The organism is Microcoleus sp. Pol11C2 (assembly GCF_036701505.1).
GTDB lineage: Bacteria > Cyanobacteriota > Cyanobacteriia > Cyanobacteriales > Microcoleaceae > Microcoleus.
Window position 1 is genome coordinate 16,743 of sequence record NZ_JAUBQX010000066.1, and the last position, 16,882, is coordinate 33,624.

Consider the following 16,882-nt stretch of genomic DNA (forward strand, 5'->3'; position numbering starts at 1 on the left):
AGTAAATATTGTGTCTAGCTTCACGAGCGAACTGTAGATAGTAGATCATACTAAAATAAAAGTAATTTCCGATCATGAAGATACGTCACTTCGGCAAAACTAAGGCGCTCCCATTGCAGCTCATACTGATCGTGCCATTTGTTTTGCAAATCTTTGGAGCGGTGGGTCTGGTGGGATATTTGTCGTTCAAAAATGGACAAAAAGCGGTAAACGACCTGGCGGATCGGTTGATGGAGCGAACCAGCAGTAAGGTGAATCAACATCTGAATGCTTATTTATCTATTCCGCATCAAGTGATTCAGATTAACGCCGATGCGATTCGGATGGGATTGCTAGATGTGCGCGATCGCCAAACCGTCGGTAAGTATTTCTGGCACCAAATGCAGGCTTATGACCTGACTTACATCGGCATCGGACTGACGACTGGTTATGGGGCCGGAGCCGCACGCTACGACGGCAAAACCGTCGTGATCGATGATTGGAGTCCCAAACCTCTAAACAATCTCCAAACCTACGCCACCGATGACCGGGGTAATCGTACCCGTATCGTTAGTGTCACTAATTGGAGTAGCTTTACTGAAACCTGGTACGCCGAACCCGTGCGAGCAGATAAACCTCTTTGGTCGCGGATCTATACCTGGAATTATCCCGGTCATCCTTATATTGTTGCCTCGGCGGGTCGCCCCATCTATGACACAAATAATCGCTTGCTAGGAATGGTTGGAGTCGATATCCATCTGTTGAAACTGAGCGATTTCTTACGGAATATAGATGTCAGTAGCTCAGGGCAGGTTTTCATCATGGAACGAAATGGGCTGTTGATCGCAAATTCTGCAAAAGAACAGCCCTTTACCACCGTCAAAGACGAAATTCGGCGTTTGAAGGCGATCGACAGTGGCAATCCCGTAGTGCAGGGAATGGCCAAACAAATCCAGCAACGCTTCAAAGGGTTTCAATCCATTTCTGGAAACACCGATCTCCGGCTTGATTTTCAGGGAGAACTCTACTATGTGCAAGTCACTCCCTGGCGCGACCAATATGGATTGGATTGGTTAGTGGTGGTGAGTGTGCCAGAAAGCGAGTTCATGGCACAGATTGATGCCAACACTCGCACCACAATCTTGCTCTGCTTAGCAGCATTGGGGGTAGCTTGTGGGATGGGCGTTCTCACCTCCGGCTGGATTGCGCGTCCGATTCTGCGACTGAATCGGGCGAGTGAGGCAATAACATCTGGCAACTTCGACCAAGCTGTAGAAGACAGCCGTATTCAAGAACTCAACGCCCTTGCCAACTCCTTTAACCACATGGCAAGACAACTGCGCGAATCGTTTACCGCCTTAGAAAAAAGTAATGCAGAATTAGAAGACCGGGTGGAAGACCGCACCGTTGAACTCAAAAACGCCCTAAGTGAGTTGCAACGCACCCAATCACAGATAATTCATAGCGAAAAAATGTCTAGTTTGGGGCAACTGGTTGCTGGAGTCGCCCACGAAATTAACAACCCGGTCAACTTCATTCACGGCAACCTCGTCCATACACAGCAATACGCCCAAGATTTGTTAAAGTTGGTGCAGCTTTATCAACAGCACTATCCTAGCCCTACTGACGAAATTCAAATCACAGCCGAAGAAATCGACCTGGAGTTCTTGCAAGAAGACCTGCCAAAAATGCTGTCTTCGATGAAAATGGGTACCGATCGCATCCGCCAAATTGTCCTATCGCTACGAAACTTTTCGCGGATGGACGAAGCAGACTTTAAACCAGTGGATATCCATGAGGGTATTAACAGCACCCTACTGATTTTGCAACACCGCCTCAAAGATAGACCCGAACGACTGTCTATTAAGGTGATTCAAGACTACGGTTCTCTACCCTTGGTGGAATGCTACGCCGGACAACTCAATCAGGTGTTTATGAATATTCTCACCAATGCGATCGATGCTCTCCTCGTAGCAAGAGATCACCCGGAAAACTCTCATCAACAGCTTGCTATTACAATTTCTACAGACGTGACAGACAGGAATTCTGTCAGAATTAGAATTGCCGACAGCGGGCCGGGGATAAGTAATGAGGTGCTGCAAAAGATATTCGATCCATTTTTTACAACTAAACCCGTGGGTTCGGGAACAGGTTTGGGATTGTCTATTTCTCACTCGATTGTTGTCAGTTCTCATGGCGGAAAATTGACTTGCGTTTCTGCACCCGGAGAGGGGACCGAGTTTATTATTGAAATTCCGATCGCCCCCAGGCAAGTTTTGTAATCGGCACCACCATCAACCAACATCCCCAAATCAATTCCAGTTAGCAACCCTTAACAATCCGGCTACGTATTGCATTGTCATATCAAATCTGTTAGCATCGGAATTATTCATATATCTCTTCTTTTCATTTCCGTGAATCAGCGTCAATCCATTGTCATCTGCGGTTAATACATTCTCTTTTTTTAACCGCAGATGAGGGCAGATTAACACAGATTAACGCAGATGAATTAGCTCAATTTCGGTTGCACGGTCTGTGATTGTTTACCCTTCGGCGAAGCTGATGGGCAATCGCTGTTGAAGGAATTCATAAAATAAATTAGTGAGAAAATTTCCAGCATTCTCGCGCAATTTCCCAATCCTCCTGCGTGTGAATGACCAAAATTCTCACCGCTGAATCCACTGCCGCAATATCTTCATCCACTGGCGACTGTTGATTCTTCTCCCCATCCAATTTTAACCCGATAAATCCAAAAGCTTCGCAAGCAGCCGATCGCACAACAGGCGAATTTTCCCCCACTCCCGCCGTAAAAATCAAAGCATCCAACCCACCCAAACTCGCCAGCATCGCGCCAATTCCTGCGCGCAAACGGTGAATGTAAATATCCAAAGCAAGTTGAGCTCTCTCATTACCTTGGGCGATCGCATCTCCAATCTGCCGCATATCGCTAGATACCCCAGAAATCCCTTTTAAACCAGAATTACGATTGAGAATATTATCTAATTTTTCAGAAGTTAAATCCCCTTGCCTTAACAAATGAATTATAATCCCAGGATCGATCGCACCCGATCGACTTCCCATCATCAAACCATCCAAAGGCGTAAAACCCATAGTCGTGTCAACACTCACGCCCCCCCAAATCGCCGCCAGAGAACATCCGTTGCCCAAATGACAGCTAATCAGCCGCAAATGGGTCAAATCACGGTTCAAAATTTGAGCCGCCCTGCGCGCGCAATATTGATGGCTAATGCCGTGAAAACCGTAGCGGCGAATCCCGTTTTCGAGCCATTCGTAGGGGCCGGGATAAACAAAGGCAGCGGGCGGCAATTGTGCGTGAAAAGCTGTATCAAATACTGCTACTTGCGACACATTTGGGAGGATTTTTTCCAGGGCTTCGATGCCTTCGAGGTTGACGGGATTGTGTACGGGGGCGAAAACCGATAAACGGGCGATAGCCTCTTTAACATCCGGCGAAATTAACGTACTTTGCTGATAGTCTTGTCCGCCGTGTACGACGCGGTGACCGACAATATCAATCTCCTTTAAACTATTAATAACTTGAGTTTTACCCTGCCACAGAGTCTCCAGCATTCGAGAAATGGCGGCTTGGCGAGAGTCTGAGGCAAATTCTTCTTCCTGTTCAGTTCCTGAGGCAGTTTCGACTTTCAACTGGGCCACACCTTCGCGGTGATTCCAGTCTATTTGCGCTTCCCAGAGGGGTTGCGGCGGGCGATCGGGCAGGACATCGTTTAACTCGTAAAGACAGCTCTTTTGACTGCTAGAACCCGCATTTAACACCAGTATTTTCATGCTTTATTATGTCCTGTTGATTTGTTCTTTCGATCGCTAGGCGATTGAAATCGCGTTTTGTCAAACTTTCGTCGCAGCAGAGGGGGACTAAAAAATATTGAGACTCAGGGAAAAATATTAAGAAAAATGTCGAAAAATTAACTATTAATGCAATCTGTAGCTAACAGTTGCATTTTTTTGATATATCTTCTCAGCAGATTTTCATTTACTAAAGTTTAAGGAGCCGATCGATGTTTACACCAATTTTACTTGCCACTGTCGCCAGAACCATAGAGTGGAGCCCCACGACCGGTTTGATTATGATTCTTTGCAATATTTTAGCTATTGCGATCGGCAGATCAACCATTCAAAAGCCTCACACAGGCCCAGCCGCGCCCTCATCGGGTTTGGTCGGCGGCTTGAGCTTGGGTGCACTGGTGGGAAGTCTCTGCTTCGGTCATATTTTGGGAACGGGTACGATTTTAGGATTGTCTTACATAGGCGCGATTTAGTTTCAAACTGTAGGGTGCGCCCCCGCACCTTACCCGCAATTTCAAGTACCCGGTAAATTGCGGAGAGTTTCATCCATGTACGATCGATCGCCCAAAACCTCCAACATTGGCCCGCGCACATCAAACTTGACAACACTCACAGAAGCTGCTAAAGCGGCAATGCGATTGCGGTAACTTCCCAAATCGATCCCCAACAAACTGCACAGAATAATCCGAATAGTCGCCTTGTGGGAAACCACCAAAACATTACCACTCTTGTACTTTTCCTGAATTTCTGCGATAACTAAGGACGATCGGCTAGCAATTTGTACAGAAGTTTCCCCCTCTGTCGGTGGATTCCAAGCCGGTTCCGTCAACCAATTAATGTAATCTTCAGCATATTTTTCGCGAACCGATTCAACTGTTTCACCTTCCCACTTGCCGTACTTAATTTCCCTCAATCCATCGCGCAGTTGCATTTCAATTCCCACAGCATCGCACAAAGGTTTAGCCGTAGCGATTGTGCGTTTCATGGGACTGACATAAACAGCATTCCAAGGCAATTTTGCGTAAGTTGCAGCAAATTGTTCGGCCATCATAGAACCTTCCGGTGTTAATTCTGCGTCGAGGTCGCCGCAGTAGCCGCCAGTCTTGCTGTAAGTTGTTTCACCGTGTCGTACAAAGTAGATTTTTAAGCTCATGAGTTAATTTTGTGTGAATTTTACTATGTTAGCAAAAGAGTTTAAAAAAATCCTTCAAATCATTGAGTGCAGAATTATCCCAATCCCAAATACCTTCTTTGTGTTCCATAACATAATCAAAATTTAACATACTGCATTTTTTTTCAGCTTGTTTCCGATCCTGTTTTGAGCAAGTATCATACCTGAGATAGATGCTTACCCAAAATTTATCAAAACCTTTCTGGTTAATTTGCTTTCCCTCCTTTTCTATGCAACTTTTCCAGCTATACAAACAATCAGCATGAGGTGATTCTTTAGCCTTGATTGCCTTTAAAAGCGTTTCCAGTTCCCCTTGACCTTCAAAATTCGTAAAGTAACAAGCTAATTTTGCCTTTGTTCCATTATCTCCAGAAATATTGATAAATTGTTTAGTGCTTGACAAGCTTTCAGCTTCAAACGCCTGTTTTATACATCTATCTACAAATTCCAGCCGCTCTTGCTCAGAATAGTTATCGATATCAATAATAATCCCAATTTTTACTATATCTTCTATATCTCTTTTGGGAAGCTCCGCTTTTAAAGCTTTTAAAGCATTGGTTAATTTTGTTTCATCCAAGCCTGACAAAGGTTTATATTCATCTATTTTATAAAGAGGTGGTTCTACCTCGATATCGCAGTTGAGTTGCTTAACCATTGCCTTCATAAAAAATTCATCATTTTTACTTTCTACTATGACAATATTACTCACCTCTCACTCCTTTTTGATGCTCTAGTGCGTAATTCAAAGTTTCCAAATCGCGCCGGATTCCGAGTATTTGCTCGGTTTTCGGTTTCTTGGCTAGTTCAAAATATGCGCTGCATTCCTGATTTTGTTCTAAACCTACATCAGCAAATGCTTGAAGCATCTCTAAACTGTGAGTTGTCGCAAAAATCTGCGTATCCAGTTCCACCGCCAAGCGAAATAAAATTCTCCAAAACTCCCGCTGACTTGTATAATGTATGCCGTTTTCTATCTCATCGACTAGCAATATTTTATATTCATTGTTTACCAGTTTAAGGATTATTTCTGCAACTCTGTTAATGGCATCTCCAAACAAGGATAAAGGCAAACGCTTTTCGCCTTTTCTTCTCAAGTAAAGCGTGGGTTCCCCAATCGAAAAACTCTCTACTGATTCTATAGAAGAGTCTAAAACTTGAAAAGCTTTCAAAACTTCGCTATCTTTGTCATCCAAACGCGCTCGATCGTAGGCTTCTGTGATCTCTTTTCCAGAAAACATGATAAAGGAAGGAATGATTGGTACTTCGTCAGTAGTAGAAGTGCTACCAGTAGTTATTGAACCACTGGAACTGGCTATTAAAGAAGACTTAACAGGTCTCTTTTCGTTTTTTATTAACTTAAGAGTTATTACAGATACACCTGACTTGTCTTTCGGCAAAGAATCTATTATTTCTCTTATCTCTTGACGCTCAAGTAGTCCACCTATGGTTATATTTTGATTAAGCGCTCCTAGGGAGATTTCAACTTGAGTGGCTTTATGATTTTCATCTTTTCCAATAATTACTATAAGTCTATCTTTTTTGAGTGCATAAAATAAGTTGTCCCAGGCTCTCTTAGGCATAGCTTCTAGGGCTTCTGAGGACTCCCTTCTAAGTTCTCTTAATATTTCTAGACTGCCAGCTTCTGCAGCAACATTGAGAAAAATTGCTTCTAGCAAAGCTGTTTTGCCAGCATTATTTTTACCGCCTATTAAATTGACTCTTTCAAACCCCGAAATTTTGATTTGCTCAAAACACCTAAAATTTTGGATTTCTATTTCTTTCAGCATTACCGGTCCTGTGGAATTAATCTAACTCATCTGCGTTAATCTGTGTTTATCTGCCTGTATCTGCGGTTAAAAAGAGAGAATTTGTTAACCGCAGATGACAATAGATTAACGCAGATTCACGCAGAGGTCGAGAAGCGATCGCACCTATCCAGGCGCACCCGATCGCACAGTTTGTTCTGCTGTCGCCCCCGGATCTTTTGTTTCCTTCGGCGCTTCGGACGAAACCGGGCCCGCGTGCGGCCACTTCCAGTCGCGGATTTCCGGCATATCATCGCCGTGTTCGGTGATATACTGCGTGTGCTCGATCAGCTTGTCACGGATAGCTTGTTTGCCGTAAGCTGCGACAGAACTCAGTTTCGGAACGCGATCGAGTACATCTCCAACCAAGTGGAATCGATCGAGGTCATTAACCACCACCATATCAAACGGCGTCGTAGTCGTTCCCTCTTCCTTGTAACCCCGAACGTGAATATTCGGGTGATTTGTCCGCCGATAAGTCAAGCGGTGAATCAGCCAAGGATAGCCGTGAAAAGCAAAAATCACCGGCTTATCTTTCGTGAACAAAGTATCAAAATCCTTGTCAGACAAACCGTGGGGATGTTCGCTAGCAGGTTGCAGCGTCATCAAATCCACTACATTCACCACCCGCACTTTTAAATCGGGATAATCTCGGCGGAGAATGTCAACAGCAGCCAAAGTTTCCAGCGTCGGAACATCACCCGCGCAAGCCATCACCACATCCGGTTCGCCGCCTTTATCGTTGCTGGCCCACTCCCAAATACCGATGCCGGCGGTACAGTGTTTAATCGCAGCATCCATATCCAAATACTGCAATGCCGGCTGCTTCCCTGCAATAATCACGTTGACATAGTGGCGGCTGCGGAGACAGTGATCCGTTACTGACAGCAAAGTGTTCGCATCCGGCGGCAAATAAATCCGCACCACTTCCGCTTTCTTGTTAATTACGTGGTCGATAAAACCCGGATCTTGGTGAGAAAAACCGTTGTGGTCTTGCCGCCAAACGTGAGAAGTTAGCAGGTAGTTGAGAGAGGCGATCGGTCGGCGCCAAGGAATGTCGTTAGTAGTTTTCAACCACTTGGCGTGTTGGTTGAACATCGAATCGATGATGTGAATAAACGCCTCATAACAAGAGAAAAAGCCGTGGCGTCCCGTCAGCAAATAGCCTTCCAGCCATCCCTGACATAGATGTTCGCTGAGGACTTCCATCACCCGGCCGTCGGGGGAGATGTGGTCGTCTTCCGGCAAAATTTCCCCGGCCCACACCCGGTCCGTCACTTCAAACACCGGATCGAGGCGGTTTGAGGCCGTCTCGTCAGGCCCGACAATGCGGAAATTGGCGTTTTCCTGATTCAGTGTCATCACCTCTCGCAGGAAGCGGCCGGCAACGCGGGTTGCTTCTGCCATTACAGTGCCCGGTTTTTGCACGTCAACGGCGTACTCTTCAAATTCCGGCATTTTCAACTCTCGCAGCAGCAGACCGCCGTTAGCGTGGGGATTTGCCCCCATCCGCCGAGATCCCTTGGGCGCTAATTCTGCCAATTCGGGAATTAACTTGCCCTTTTCGTCGAAGAGTTCTTCCGGCTTATAGCTTTTCATCCAATCTTCCAGGAGTTGGACGTGTCCCGGCTTAGAAGCCATTTCCGAAAGTGGGACTTGGTGCGATCGCCAATAATCCTCAGTTTTCTTACCGTCAACTTCCTTCGGCCCCGTCCAGCCTTTGGGAGTTTTCATCACAATCATCGGCCACTGGGGACGGCCGGAATAGCCCTCCGTCCGGGCTTTTTCCTGAATCGCCTTAATTTCGCCGATCGCGGTATCGAGAGTTGCAGCCATCAACTGGTGCATGGTTTCCGGGTCTGAACCTTCCACCCAATAAGGTTTGTAGCCGTAACCGACCATCAAACTTTCCAATTCCTGGCGCGGAATGCGGGCCAACAGCGTTGGATTGGCAATTTTGTAGCCGTTCAAGTGCAAAATCGGCAACACGGCCCCGTCGCGAACCGGGTTGAGAAACTTGTTAGAATGCCAGCTAGCAGCCAGCGGGCCGGTTTCCGCTTCCCCGTCACCGACAACGGCCGCCACAATCAAATCGGGATTGTCGAAGACTGCCCCGTAAGCGTGGACGAGGGCGTAGCCGAGTTCGCCGCCTTCGTGAATCGAACCGGGGGTTTCCGGGGCGACGTGGCTGGGGATACCGCCGGGAAAGGAGAACTGTTTGAACAGCCGCTGGATACCCTCTTCATCTTGGGAAATGTTCGAGTAATATTCGCTGTAAGTTCCTTCGAGATAGGTGTTGGCGACCAAGCCCGGCCCGCCGTGTCCGGGGCCTGCGATGTAGATGGCGTTTAAGTCTTGGGCTTTGATGATGCGGTTGAGGTGAACGTAGATGAAGTTTAGGCCTGGAGTGGTGCCCCAATGTCCGAGGAGTCTCGGTTTGACGTGTTCGATTTTGAGGGGTTCTTTGAGTAGGGGGTTGTCGAGGAGATAGATTTGTCCGACGGATAGGTAGTTTGCCGCCCGCCAGTAGGCGTTCATTTTTTGTAGTTCTGAGTCGGAAAGCGGCTTTAATTGCGGGATCTCGGTTGTTCCTAGCATCATCAGCGATTGACTCCTAAGTTGTGCTTGTTTTGTAAAGTGCGATCGAGAAGTGCGATCGGTATTAATTTGTTATTTGTGACATTTTGTATTTAAACTCCATGTCTTCCACGCAAACTATTGAATTCTAGCTTGTTTATGTCTCCATTAAAGTTTAAATCAATGTTAATTTCTGGCTAAACATCGCACGATTCTGAGAAAAAAAAAAGCCGCTACTTGCGGGGATCAAGGGATTAAGCCATACATAATAGGATTTACACAAGAGTTTTTGTAAGCTGTGCACTCCCCACTGAGCCGTAGAATATGTGGCGAGTGGTAGGATGTGTTGTTCAAGTCCCCAAAAAGATACTTCTAAAGGTAGAAGTCATAAGGATTTATAGGTGAATCTAATTTCACTTTGTGCCTGCTGATGGCTGATAGCAGTTATCATAAAAAATTCAACTGTAGGCAATATCCAAAGCTTTATGTCCTCAGTCATTCCCCATTCTTTAATCTAAAATTTAAAATGGTATGACTCGTTTTGGGTTAATTTTTTTTAGGTTCGTTTAAGCTCAGGGTAAAAGAGCGATTACTTTTTATAATGAGAGAGATTTAGCCTGAAGTTAAACAGATATAGCAATGCTATTTCATTTGTGAAAAAGCTTTTTTTTATGAACCGCAGAGGCGCAGAGGGCGCAGAGGAAGAGAGCAGAGAGAAAGGAATTGCGTATAATCGCAAATACATATTATCTAATAATTAACGCAAAATTTAGCTAACACCTGGCAAGGAATTAGCCCAACTCTCGGTGTCTGTGAGGGTGATGCTTGTATGAGAAATACTTGCATTCCTATTTGGGAACTGGTGAGCTTTCATCGTTTGGGTATGAACGAGTCTCGACTCTTAGATAACTATCCCACACTAACTGCTACTGATTTAGCAAATGCGTCGGCTTATGCGGCAGCTTTTCCAGATGAAAGTGACATAGCTATCCGCAAGAATGACGAGGATTGAAATGATGGCGCGTCTTTATGGTGACGAACAATTTCCCAGAGAAATTGTAGAATTGCTGCGCCAGATGGGGGAAAATATTCTGACAGTGCAAGCAGCCGGAAAGGATAACCCAAAAAATCCGGACGCAGAAGTGTTAGCTTTTACAGTCAGTGAAAATCGAGCTGTTTTAACTCAAAATTGCCGTTATTTTATCAGACTGCACAGCTTAGAGTCTGGCCCTGCTGGAATTATTGTCTGTAGGGGAGAGGATGATGTAACAAGAAGGGCTGGTAACATTAATCAAGCTATTTCCTCACTTGAAACATTAACAGGTCAAGTGATTTGGCTCCATCGCACTCTCGGCGCAATCTATATCTTAAGCGATCGCCACAAAGTAAACTCAAGCAATCTCAATCCGAAAATCACTGCATCGGTTTGATTGCTGGCTAGATGCCATCGCCCATATTTCCCGCTGAAAAAACCTACGAGGCGACTAAAACAGGACTCTCTGAAATCCGGCAAACATTGGACACAGTTGGCTGGTGGGCAACGACTCGCACTTCGTGAGGATAGCGGGGACGGGGGTCATTTTCTAACCAGATGGGCGGTACCATCATCACTTCATAATAAGCGATCGTATGCAAAACCCCTGGCTGGGACTTCAACTCCACTGTTAAGCCCGCTCTGTACTCAAATGCTTCTTCCCAGTCTAGGTTTCCATTCATATCCATATTCATATCCATAGCGATCGCGCCTCTTAATCTTGTTTCTTTTGTCCATTGTAGAGCGCTACATAAAACATTGGGTACTTTCTGTTGCTTGTGATACAATTTGTAACCTTATATATACGTTCCCTGACAATTCAACAGAGAAGAGCAATTGTCAATAAGTAAATAGGATGATTTGACCGACGGGTGACAAGTAAGCCCAAAAGCTAGGCTTGACAAGAGTTTGAGTTGAGATGTCTCAAAAAAATAGGGGCGGGCGAACCCCGCAGAGGTTGATGACAAATATCTAAGAGAAGAAAATTGTCAGGACTAAACTCCTTACTACAAACCTATTTTTGTCCTGTTGTCTAGTATTTGATAAATAAAAAAACCCGGTTTTTTGAATAAACCGAGTTTTGGGAATTAGAAAAAACTCAACTAATTTTACTTAGTTGTTTTCTTGGCTGTTGTCGCAGTCGCCGTCTTTTTAGCAGTGGTTTTCTTCGCCGCAGTCTCCGTCTTTTTAGCAGTGGTTTTCTTCGCCGCAGTCTTCTTTGTTGCAGTTTCCGATTTCTCCGCAGTTGCCTTAGTTGACTTCTTAGATTTGCTGCTAGTTTTTGGACCCGCTGCTTCCTTGGTTGCTAACAATTCCAGTGCTCTTTGTAAGGTGAAATTCTCCACAGATTCATCCTTCGACAAAGAAGCATTGATATCGCCGTGTTTCACGTAGGGGCCGTAGCGGCCGTCGTAAACATTGATCGGTTCTCCCGACTCTGGATGCGCGCCCAATTCCTTCAAAGGTGTGGCTGATTTGCTGCGGCCGCGGGCGGCTTTCGGCTGCGATAATAACTCTAAAGCCCGATCGAGCCCTATAGTCAAAACATCATCCGGCGGTTTGATCGATCGATAATCTTTCCCCACCTTACCCTGGTCATGCACCACATAAGGCCCGTACATCCCCAAATTAGCTTGCACCTTCGCCCCCGTCTCCGGGTGAGTTCCCAACAACCGGGGTAAAGTCAACAAACTCACCGCCATATCCAGCGTCACGCTATCCTTATCCGTCCCCTTCGGTAAAGAAGCCCGCTTCGGTTTCTTGTTCGTTTCCGAAACTTCCCCTAACTGAACGTATGGCCCATAACTGCCAATCAGCACATAAATCGGTTCCCCGGTTTCCGGGTGAAGACCCAATTTTTCCGGGCCTTCGGTTTTTTGCTTTAACAGAAACTCCACTTGTTCCGGATCTAAATCTGCCGGCGTCAAATCTTGGGGAATCGATGCTTTTACCAAGCCTTCTTCGCTTTCAGATTCCAGGTATGCGCCGAATTTGCCGATGCAAACTTTTGCTGGCAAATTCTCCAATACCACAGTTCGGGCAACTTTCGCATCAATGTGACTTTCCTGTTCCTTAACTTGGGTTGCGAGTCCCGTTTCCCCTGTATAAAACTTTTGCAAATACGGCAGCCATTTCGCCTCGCCCGTGGCAATTTCATCGAGGGTTTGTTCCATTCGGGAAGTAAAACCCGTGTCTACTAAATCGGGAAAATGTGTTTCCAATAAAGTCGTGACGGCGAAAGCGGTGAATGTCGGAATTAGGGCGTTAGCTATTAATTTCGCGTATCCGCGATCGACAATTGTACCGATAATACTCGCATAGGTACTCGGACGGCCCACACCTTCGCTTTCGAGCATTTTGACCAGAGAAGCTTCCGTATAGCGGGCGGGAGGCTGAGTTTCGTGCCCAACAGCCTCTAAGTCCTTACAATTAGGTTTATCCCCCACCTTCAGCGCCGGCAAAATCACCTCTTGGTCTTCCAACGCCGCATTCGGATCGTCGGAACCTTCCACGTAGGCCCGCAAAAAGCCTGGAAAATCAATGCGTTTGCCGCTGGAACGGAAACCGGCATCTTCTACCTGAGTTAATACAGTGACGTGAGTTTGGCGGGAATCGGCCATTTGAGAAGCGACTGTCCGCTTCCAAATCAAATCATAGAGGCGGAAATCAATCCCATCTAATCCCGTTTGCTGCGGAGTCCGAAAAGTGCTGCCGGCGGGACGGATAGCTTCGTGGGCTTCCTGCGCGCCTTTACTTTTCGTGGTGTATTTGCGCGGTTGGGGGCTGAGGTATTCGCTGCCGTAAAGTTCTTGCACGCAACTGCGCGCCGCTTCTATCGCCTGTTCGGACAAATGCACCGAATCCGTCCGCATATAGGTGATAAAACCGCGTTCGTAGAGACCTTGGGCAATTCGCATAGTTTCCCTCGCACCCAGTCGCAGTTTACGGTTAGCTTCCTGCTGCAAAGTCGAGGTCGTAAACGGCGGCGAGGGTTTGCGGGTGACTGGCCGTTCTTCGAGATTGGTGACAGTCCAAGGTTTGTTTTGAATGCGTGAGAGTAAAGCCCGCGCCTGTTGTTCGTTCAGCAAAAGTACGCGGCGGCCTGCGATAATTTGCCCGGTATTTTCATCAAAATCGCTGCCGTTTGCAACTTTCACATTGCCGACTGTCACGAGTTTGGCATCAAAGGAAATCTTGCCCTTTTCCAAAAAAGCTTTCAAATCCCAGTAGCTACCTTGGCGGAAAGCGCGGCGTTCGCGTTCCCGGCGCACCAAAAGTCTGACTGCGACTGACTGCACTCTACCGGCGGACAAACCCCAAGCGATTTTTTTCCACAGTAGCGGGGAGAGTGTGTAACCGACGAGTCTGTCGAGAATTCGGCGAGTTTCTTGGGCCTGTACAACTCGATTATCGATATCGCGACAGTGAGTCAAAGCGTCGCGGATTGCTTCGCGGGTGATTTCGTGAAACACCATCCGCTTGATGGGCACTTTGGGTTTGAGGATTTGCAGCAAATGCCAGGAAATGCTTTCGCCTTCCCGGTCTTCGTCAGTAGCTAATATCAGTTCTGTGGCGTCTTTGAGGGCGTCTTTGAGTTCTTTAACAATTTTCTTTTTATCTTTCGGGATGACGTAGAGGGGTTCAAAGTCTGCCTCCACGTTTACGCCCAGTTGCGCCCATTTTTCTCCTTTAACGGCTTCTGGTATTTCTTCGGCGGAGGATGGTAGGTCGCGGACATGGCCCATCGATGCCTCTACACGGTAGGTGGAGGGCAGGAAGTTGCGGATGGTGCGGGCTTTGGTAGGAGATTCGACGATGACTAAGGTTGACATGGCATCTTTTAAATATGGATGGCAGCGCAGCTAGAGGGTCTAAGTTAGAGAGTTTAGGTCAGATGTCAAGGCTTCTTTCAACTTTGGGCGATTATTTTCAAACTACCTTAATTTTTAACTTACTGCCGATCGGGTGGCAGGTGACAATGTGATGGGATTTTACTGCTTTGGGGGCAGAGGCTGCTAATCGCGTCTCTACAAGATGCACCGGATGATGACCTGACTTTAGCAGAATTGTCGCTAACTGGATGTTGAGACTGCTGGATGCGGGCGGATGGTTCCTCAATCTAGTTGTAACTTGAAGGCTGGGGCGATAGATTTTAGATTTTAGATTTTAGATTTTAGATTTTAGATTGAGAAAGATTTACTGACTAGAGGTTTGGGGCTTTGCTACAGTCAGCAGTGCAGCAGAAGCGTTGCGATCGGAAAAAAAGCAATTACAGGGGATTAAAATTACTTGAGCGATCAATCAATTCTATGAACAAGGCTATGACATTTGAATTTGACCATCTTTTCATTCTTACTGATATTGGTGCTTCGGAAGCCGCTCGTTTATCCTCATTTGGTTTAGTTGAGGGTGGATCTCGCATTCATCACGGACAAGGTACAACCAATCGCTGTTTCTTTTTCCATAACGCCATGTTGGAATTGTTATGGATTCACGATCCAGAAGAGGCGAAGTCTGAGCCAATTCATCAGACTCGTCTTTGGGAGCGATCGACAAATCGGAATAATGGTGCGTGTCCATTTGGCATCTGTTTGCGTCCAGCCAAAGGTTCTGAGGACACAGTTGCATTTTCAAGTTGGGCATATCGTCCCCCTTATCTGAAACGATGAGTATCGCAGTAGGAACAAATAGTGATGTGTTGACTGAGCCCATGCTTTTCCAAATTTCCTTTGGTAAACGTCCAGATCAATACTCGGCCCAGAAGTCACAGCCTTTGGATCATGGTGTTGGTTTCCGGGAAATTACTCGCGTAGAATTAGTCAGTCCTGCTGCCAATAATCCGTCACCTGAACTTCAAGCAGTGCTTGAGACAAATCAGCTAAAGTTACGGATAGGAACCGAGTATTTTGTCGAGCTTGGTTTTGATGGAGAGGTGCAGGGACAACAGGTAGATTTCCGACCGGGATTGCCACTTATTATCAGTTGGTAATCAAAACCTGTAAAACAATTAATAATATGGCTTCAGTATCCAACGAACTGCGAGCGTTCGTAGAGAACGCCCACTGACAATTGCAGGAACATTAGAGGGCATTGAGAATTTTTCAAGTTGGCTGAGTAAACTAGAGATATAGTAACCCGCAATTTATTGAGAACTGGAAAATGGAGACAATTACTGACCTGCCAGGGTATCGCATAACAGAACAACTCTATGCAGGCTCTCGCACTTTAGTCTATCGCGGTGTTCGGGAGAGCGATCGTACTCCAGTCGTCATCAAACTGCTGCGAAACGAATACCCTAGCTTCAGCGAACTGGTGCAATTCCGCAACCAGTACACCATTGCCCAAAATCTCAACCTCCCCAGTATAGTTAAACCCCTCGATTTAGTACCTTACAAAAGCGCCTATGCTTTGATAATGGAGGACTTTGGAGGAGTCTCTCTGTCTACTTATATCCAGACCCCAACTGATAAAAACCAACCAGCTCAATCTAGATCTTTAGAAAACTTTCTCGACCTAGCCAGGGAACTAGCAGATATTCTTCACTCTTTGTACGAAAATAAAGTTATTCATAAAGATATCACACCGGCCAATATCCTAATCAACCCCGATAGCAAACAAATTAAGCTCATTGACTTTAGTATCTCTTCCCTGCTGCCGAAACAAACCCAAGAAATCCAGAATCCAAACATTATCGAAGGAACCTTAGCTTATCTCTCCCCAGAACAGACAGGAAGAATGAATAGAGGCATTGACTATCGGAGTGACTTTTATTCCCTGGGTGTTACCTTCTATGAATTGTTGACAACACAGTTACCCTTCGAGTCAGAAGACCCAATGGAGTTAGTGCATTGTCATCTCGCCAAACAGCCGATTCCGGTACATCAAATCAAGCCAGAAGTTCCCATAGTTTTATCCCAAATTGTTAGTAAACTGATGGCAAAGAATGCGGAAAATCGCTATCAGAGTGCATTAGGACTGAAACACGATTTAGAAATTTGTCTGGCTCAATTACAAAACACGGGTAACATTGAGACGTTTGCATTAGGGACGCGGGATATTACAGACCATTTCCTCATCCCCGAAAAACTTTACGGGAGAGAAACAGAAGTTGAAACCTTATTAGCAGCCTTTGAGCGAGTCAGCAGGGGCAGCACCGAAATGATGCTAGTATCCGGTTACTCTGGCATTGGAAAATCCGCCTTAGTACAAGAAGTTTATAAACCAATTACTAAAGCCAGAGGTTATTTTATTGCCGGAAAATTCGACCAATTTCAACGAAACATCCCTTACGCGGCCGTTGTCAAAGCCTTTCAATCATTAGTCAAGCAACTCTTAACAGAAAGCGAAAATCAACTCAATACCTGGAAACACAAAATATTAGCTGCCGTTGGCGCTAATAGTCAAATCATTGTAGATGTCATTCCTGAAGTAGAATTAATCATTGGCAAACAGCATACCGTACAAGAATTAGGCGCTACAGAAGCACAA

14 protein-coding genes are annotated in these 16,882 nt (G+C 45.9%); 7 read left to right on the plus strand and 7 right to left on the minus strand.

Annotation, left to right across the window (positions count from 1 at the left end; all coding sequences use genetic code 11):
• Positions 1-74: 74 nt before the first annotated feature.
• On the plus strand, positions 75-2,261 hold the full coding sequence (locus tag QUA42_RS24875; protein ID WP_333140977.1) for an ATP-binding protein: 2,187 nt from the start codon (positions 75-77) through the stop codon (positions 2,259-2,261).
• Between the two features lie 316 nt (positions 2,262-2,577).
• Here QUA42_RS24875 and QUA42_RS24880 read toward each other — a convergent pair whose 3' ends face one another.
• Positions 2,578-3,789, minus strand: coding sequence for an acetate kinase (locus QUA42_RS24880; RefSeq protein ID WP_333140979.1), 1,212 nt, complete (start codon positions 3,787-3,789; stop codon positions 2,578-2,580).
• 230 nt (positions 3,790-4,019) lie between these two features.
• Between QUA42_RS24880 and psaK the strand changes: the two genes are divergently transcribed.
• Entirely contained in the window at positions 4,020-4,280 is a 261-nt protein-coding gene (gene psaK / locus QUA42_RS24885) for a photosystem I reaction center subunit PsaK (RefSeq protein ID WP_333140980.1), read from the plus strand.
• 41 nt (positions 4,281-4,321) lie between these two features.
• On the opposite strand, the gene QUA42_RS24890 is transcribed toward psaK, so the two are convergent.
• The 4 genes from QUA42_RS24890 to QUA42_RS24905 form a co-directional block, all read right to left on the minus strand.
• Positions 4,322-4,960 carry a histidine phosphatase family protein gene (locus QUA42_RS24890; RefSeq protein ID WP_333140982.1) on the minus strand — a complete coding sequence of 213 codons (639 nt, stop codon included), beginning with the start codon at positions 4,958-4,960 and terminating at the stop codon, positions 4,322-4,324.
• 28 nt (positions 4,961-4,988) lie between these two features.
• Entirely contained in the window at positions 4,989-5,687 is a 699-nt protein-coding gene (locus QUA42_RS24895; RefSeq protein ID WP_333140987.1) for a DUF3226 domain-containing protein, read from the minus strand.
• Positions 5,680-6,765, minus strand: coding sequence for an AAA family ATPase (locus QUA42_RS24900; RefSeq protein ID WP_333140989.1), 1,086 nt, complete (start codon positions 6,763-6,765; stop codon positions 5,680-5,682). Before QUA42_RS24900 ends, QUA42_RS24895 begins: the two co-directional genes overlap by 8 nt.
• 144 nt (positions 6,766-6,909) lie before the next feature.
• Positions 6,910-9,384 carry a phosphoketolase family protein gene (locus QUA42_RS24905; protein ID WP_333140991.1) on the minus strand — a complete coding sequence of 825 codons (2,475 nt, stop codon included), beginning with the start codon at positions 9,382-9,384 and terminating at the stop codon, positions 6,910-6,912.
• A 766-nt stretch (positions 9,385-10,150) separates the two neighbouring features.
• On the opposite strand from QUA42_RS24905, the gene QUA42_RS24910 reads away from it, so the two are divergent.
• Positions 10,151-10,372: a DUF433 domain-containing protein gene (locus tag QUA42_RS24910; RefSeq protein WP_333141003.1), complete on the plus strand. Its 222-nt coding sequence runs from the start codon at positions 10,151-10,153 to the stop codon at positions 10,370-10,372.
• Complete coding sequence (locus QUA42_RS24915; protein WP_333140993.1) at positions 10,359-10,790, plus strand: DUF5615 family PIN-like protein; 432 nt, start codon at positions 10,359-10,361, stop codon at positions 10,788-10,790. The genes QUA42_RS24910 and QUA42_RS24915 overlap by 14 nt, the downstream gene beginning before the upstream one ends.
• A 43-nt stretch (positions 10,791-10,833) precedes the next feature.
• Here QUA42_RS24915 and QUA42_RS24920 read toward each other — a convergent pair whose 3' ends face one another.
• Positions 10,834-11,094 carry a hypothetical protein gene (locus tag QUA42_RS24920; RefSeq protein ID WP_333086404.1) on the minus strand — a complete coding sequence of 87 codons (261 nt, stop codon included), beginning with the start codon at positions 11,092-11,094 and terminating at the stop codon, positions 10,834-10,836.
• A gap of 408 nt (positions 11,095-11,502) precedes the next feature.
• The gene (gene topA, locus QUA42_RS24925; protein ID WP_333140995.1) at positions 11,503-14,226 is read right to left on the minus strand and encodes a type I DNA topoisomerase; all 2,724 of its coding nucleotides are present in this window, start codon (positions 14,224-14,226) and stop codon (positions 11,503-11,505) included.
• Between the two features lie 477 nt (positions 14,227-14,703).
• On the opposite strand from topA, the gene QUA42_RS24930 reads away from it, so the two are divergent.
• The 3 genes from QUA42_RS24930 to QUA42_RS24940 form a co-directional block, all read left to right on the plus strand.
• A complete protein-coding gene (locus QUA42_RS24930) occupies positions 14,704-15,063 on the plus strand; it encodes a VOC family protein (protein ID WP_333140997.1) in 360 nt (119 codons plus the stop codon).
• The gene (locus QUA42_RS24935) at positions 15,060-15,383 is read left to right on the plus strand and encodes a hypothetical protein (RefSeq protein ID WP_333140999.1); all 324 of its coding nucleotides are present in this window, start codon (positions 15,060-15,062) and stop codon (positions 15,381-15,383) included. The genes QUA42_RS24930 and QUA42_RS24935 overlap by 4 nt, the downstream gene beginning before the upstream one ends.
• Positions 15,384-15,553: 170 nt before the next feature.
• Positions 15,554-16,882: protein kinase domain-containing protein (locus QUA42_RS24940; RefSeq protein ID WP_333141001.1), on the plus strand; the 1,329-nt coding region annotated here is incomplete at its 3' end.

Coding starts and splice junctions, on each gene's coding strand:
- QUA42_RS24875 (WP_333140977.1), top strand. CDS start 75: ATGAAGATACGTCACTTCGGCAAAACTAAGGCGCTCCCATTGCAGCTC.
- psaK (WP_333140980.1), top strand. CDS start 4,020: ATGTTTACACCAATTTTACTTGCCACTGTCGCCAGAACCATAGAGTGG.
- topA (WP_333140995.1), bottom strand. CDS start 14,226: ATGTCAACCTTAGTCATCGTCGAATCTCCTACCAAAGCCCGCACCATC.
- QUA42_RS24915 (WP_333140993.1), top strand. CDS start 10,359: ATGACGAGGATTGAAATGATGGCGCGTCTTTATGGTGACGAACAATTT.
- QUA42_RS24935 (WP_333140999.1), top strand. CDS start 15,060: ATGAGTATCGCAGTAGGAACAAATAGTGATGTGTTGACTGAGCCCATG.
- QUA42_RS24900 (WP_333140989.1), bottom strand. CDS start 6,765: ATGCTGAAAGAAATAGAAATCCAAAATTTTAGGTGTTTTGAGCAAATC.
- QUA42_RS24905 (WP_333140991.1), bottom strand. CDS start 9,384: ATGATGCTAGGAACAACCGAGATCCCGCAATTAAAGCCGCTTTCCGAC.
- QUA42_RS24880 (WP_333140979.1), bottom strand. CDS start 3,789: ATGAAAATACTGGTGTTAAATGCGGGTTCTAGCAGTCAAAAGAGCTGT.
- QUA42_RS24890 (WP_333140982.1), bottom strand. CDS start 4,960: ATGAGCTTAAAAATCTACTTTGTACGACACGGTGAAACAACTTACAGC.
- QUA42_RS24930 (WP_333140997.1), top strand. CDS start 14,704: ATGAACAAGGCTATGACATTTGAATTTGACCATCTTTTCATTCTTACT.
- QUA42_RS24920 (WP_333086404.1), bottom strand. CDS start 11,094: ATGGATATGAATATGGATATGAATGGAAACCTAGACTGGGAAGAAGCA.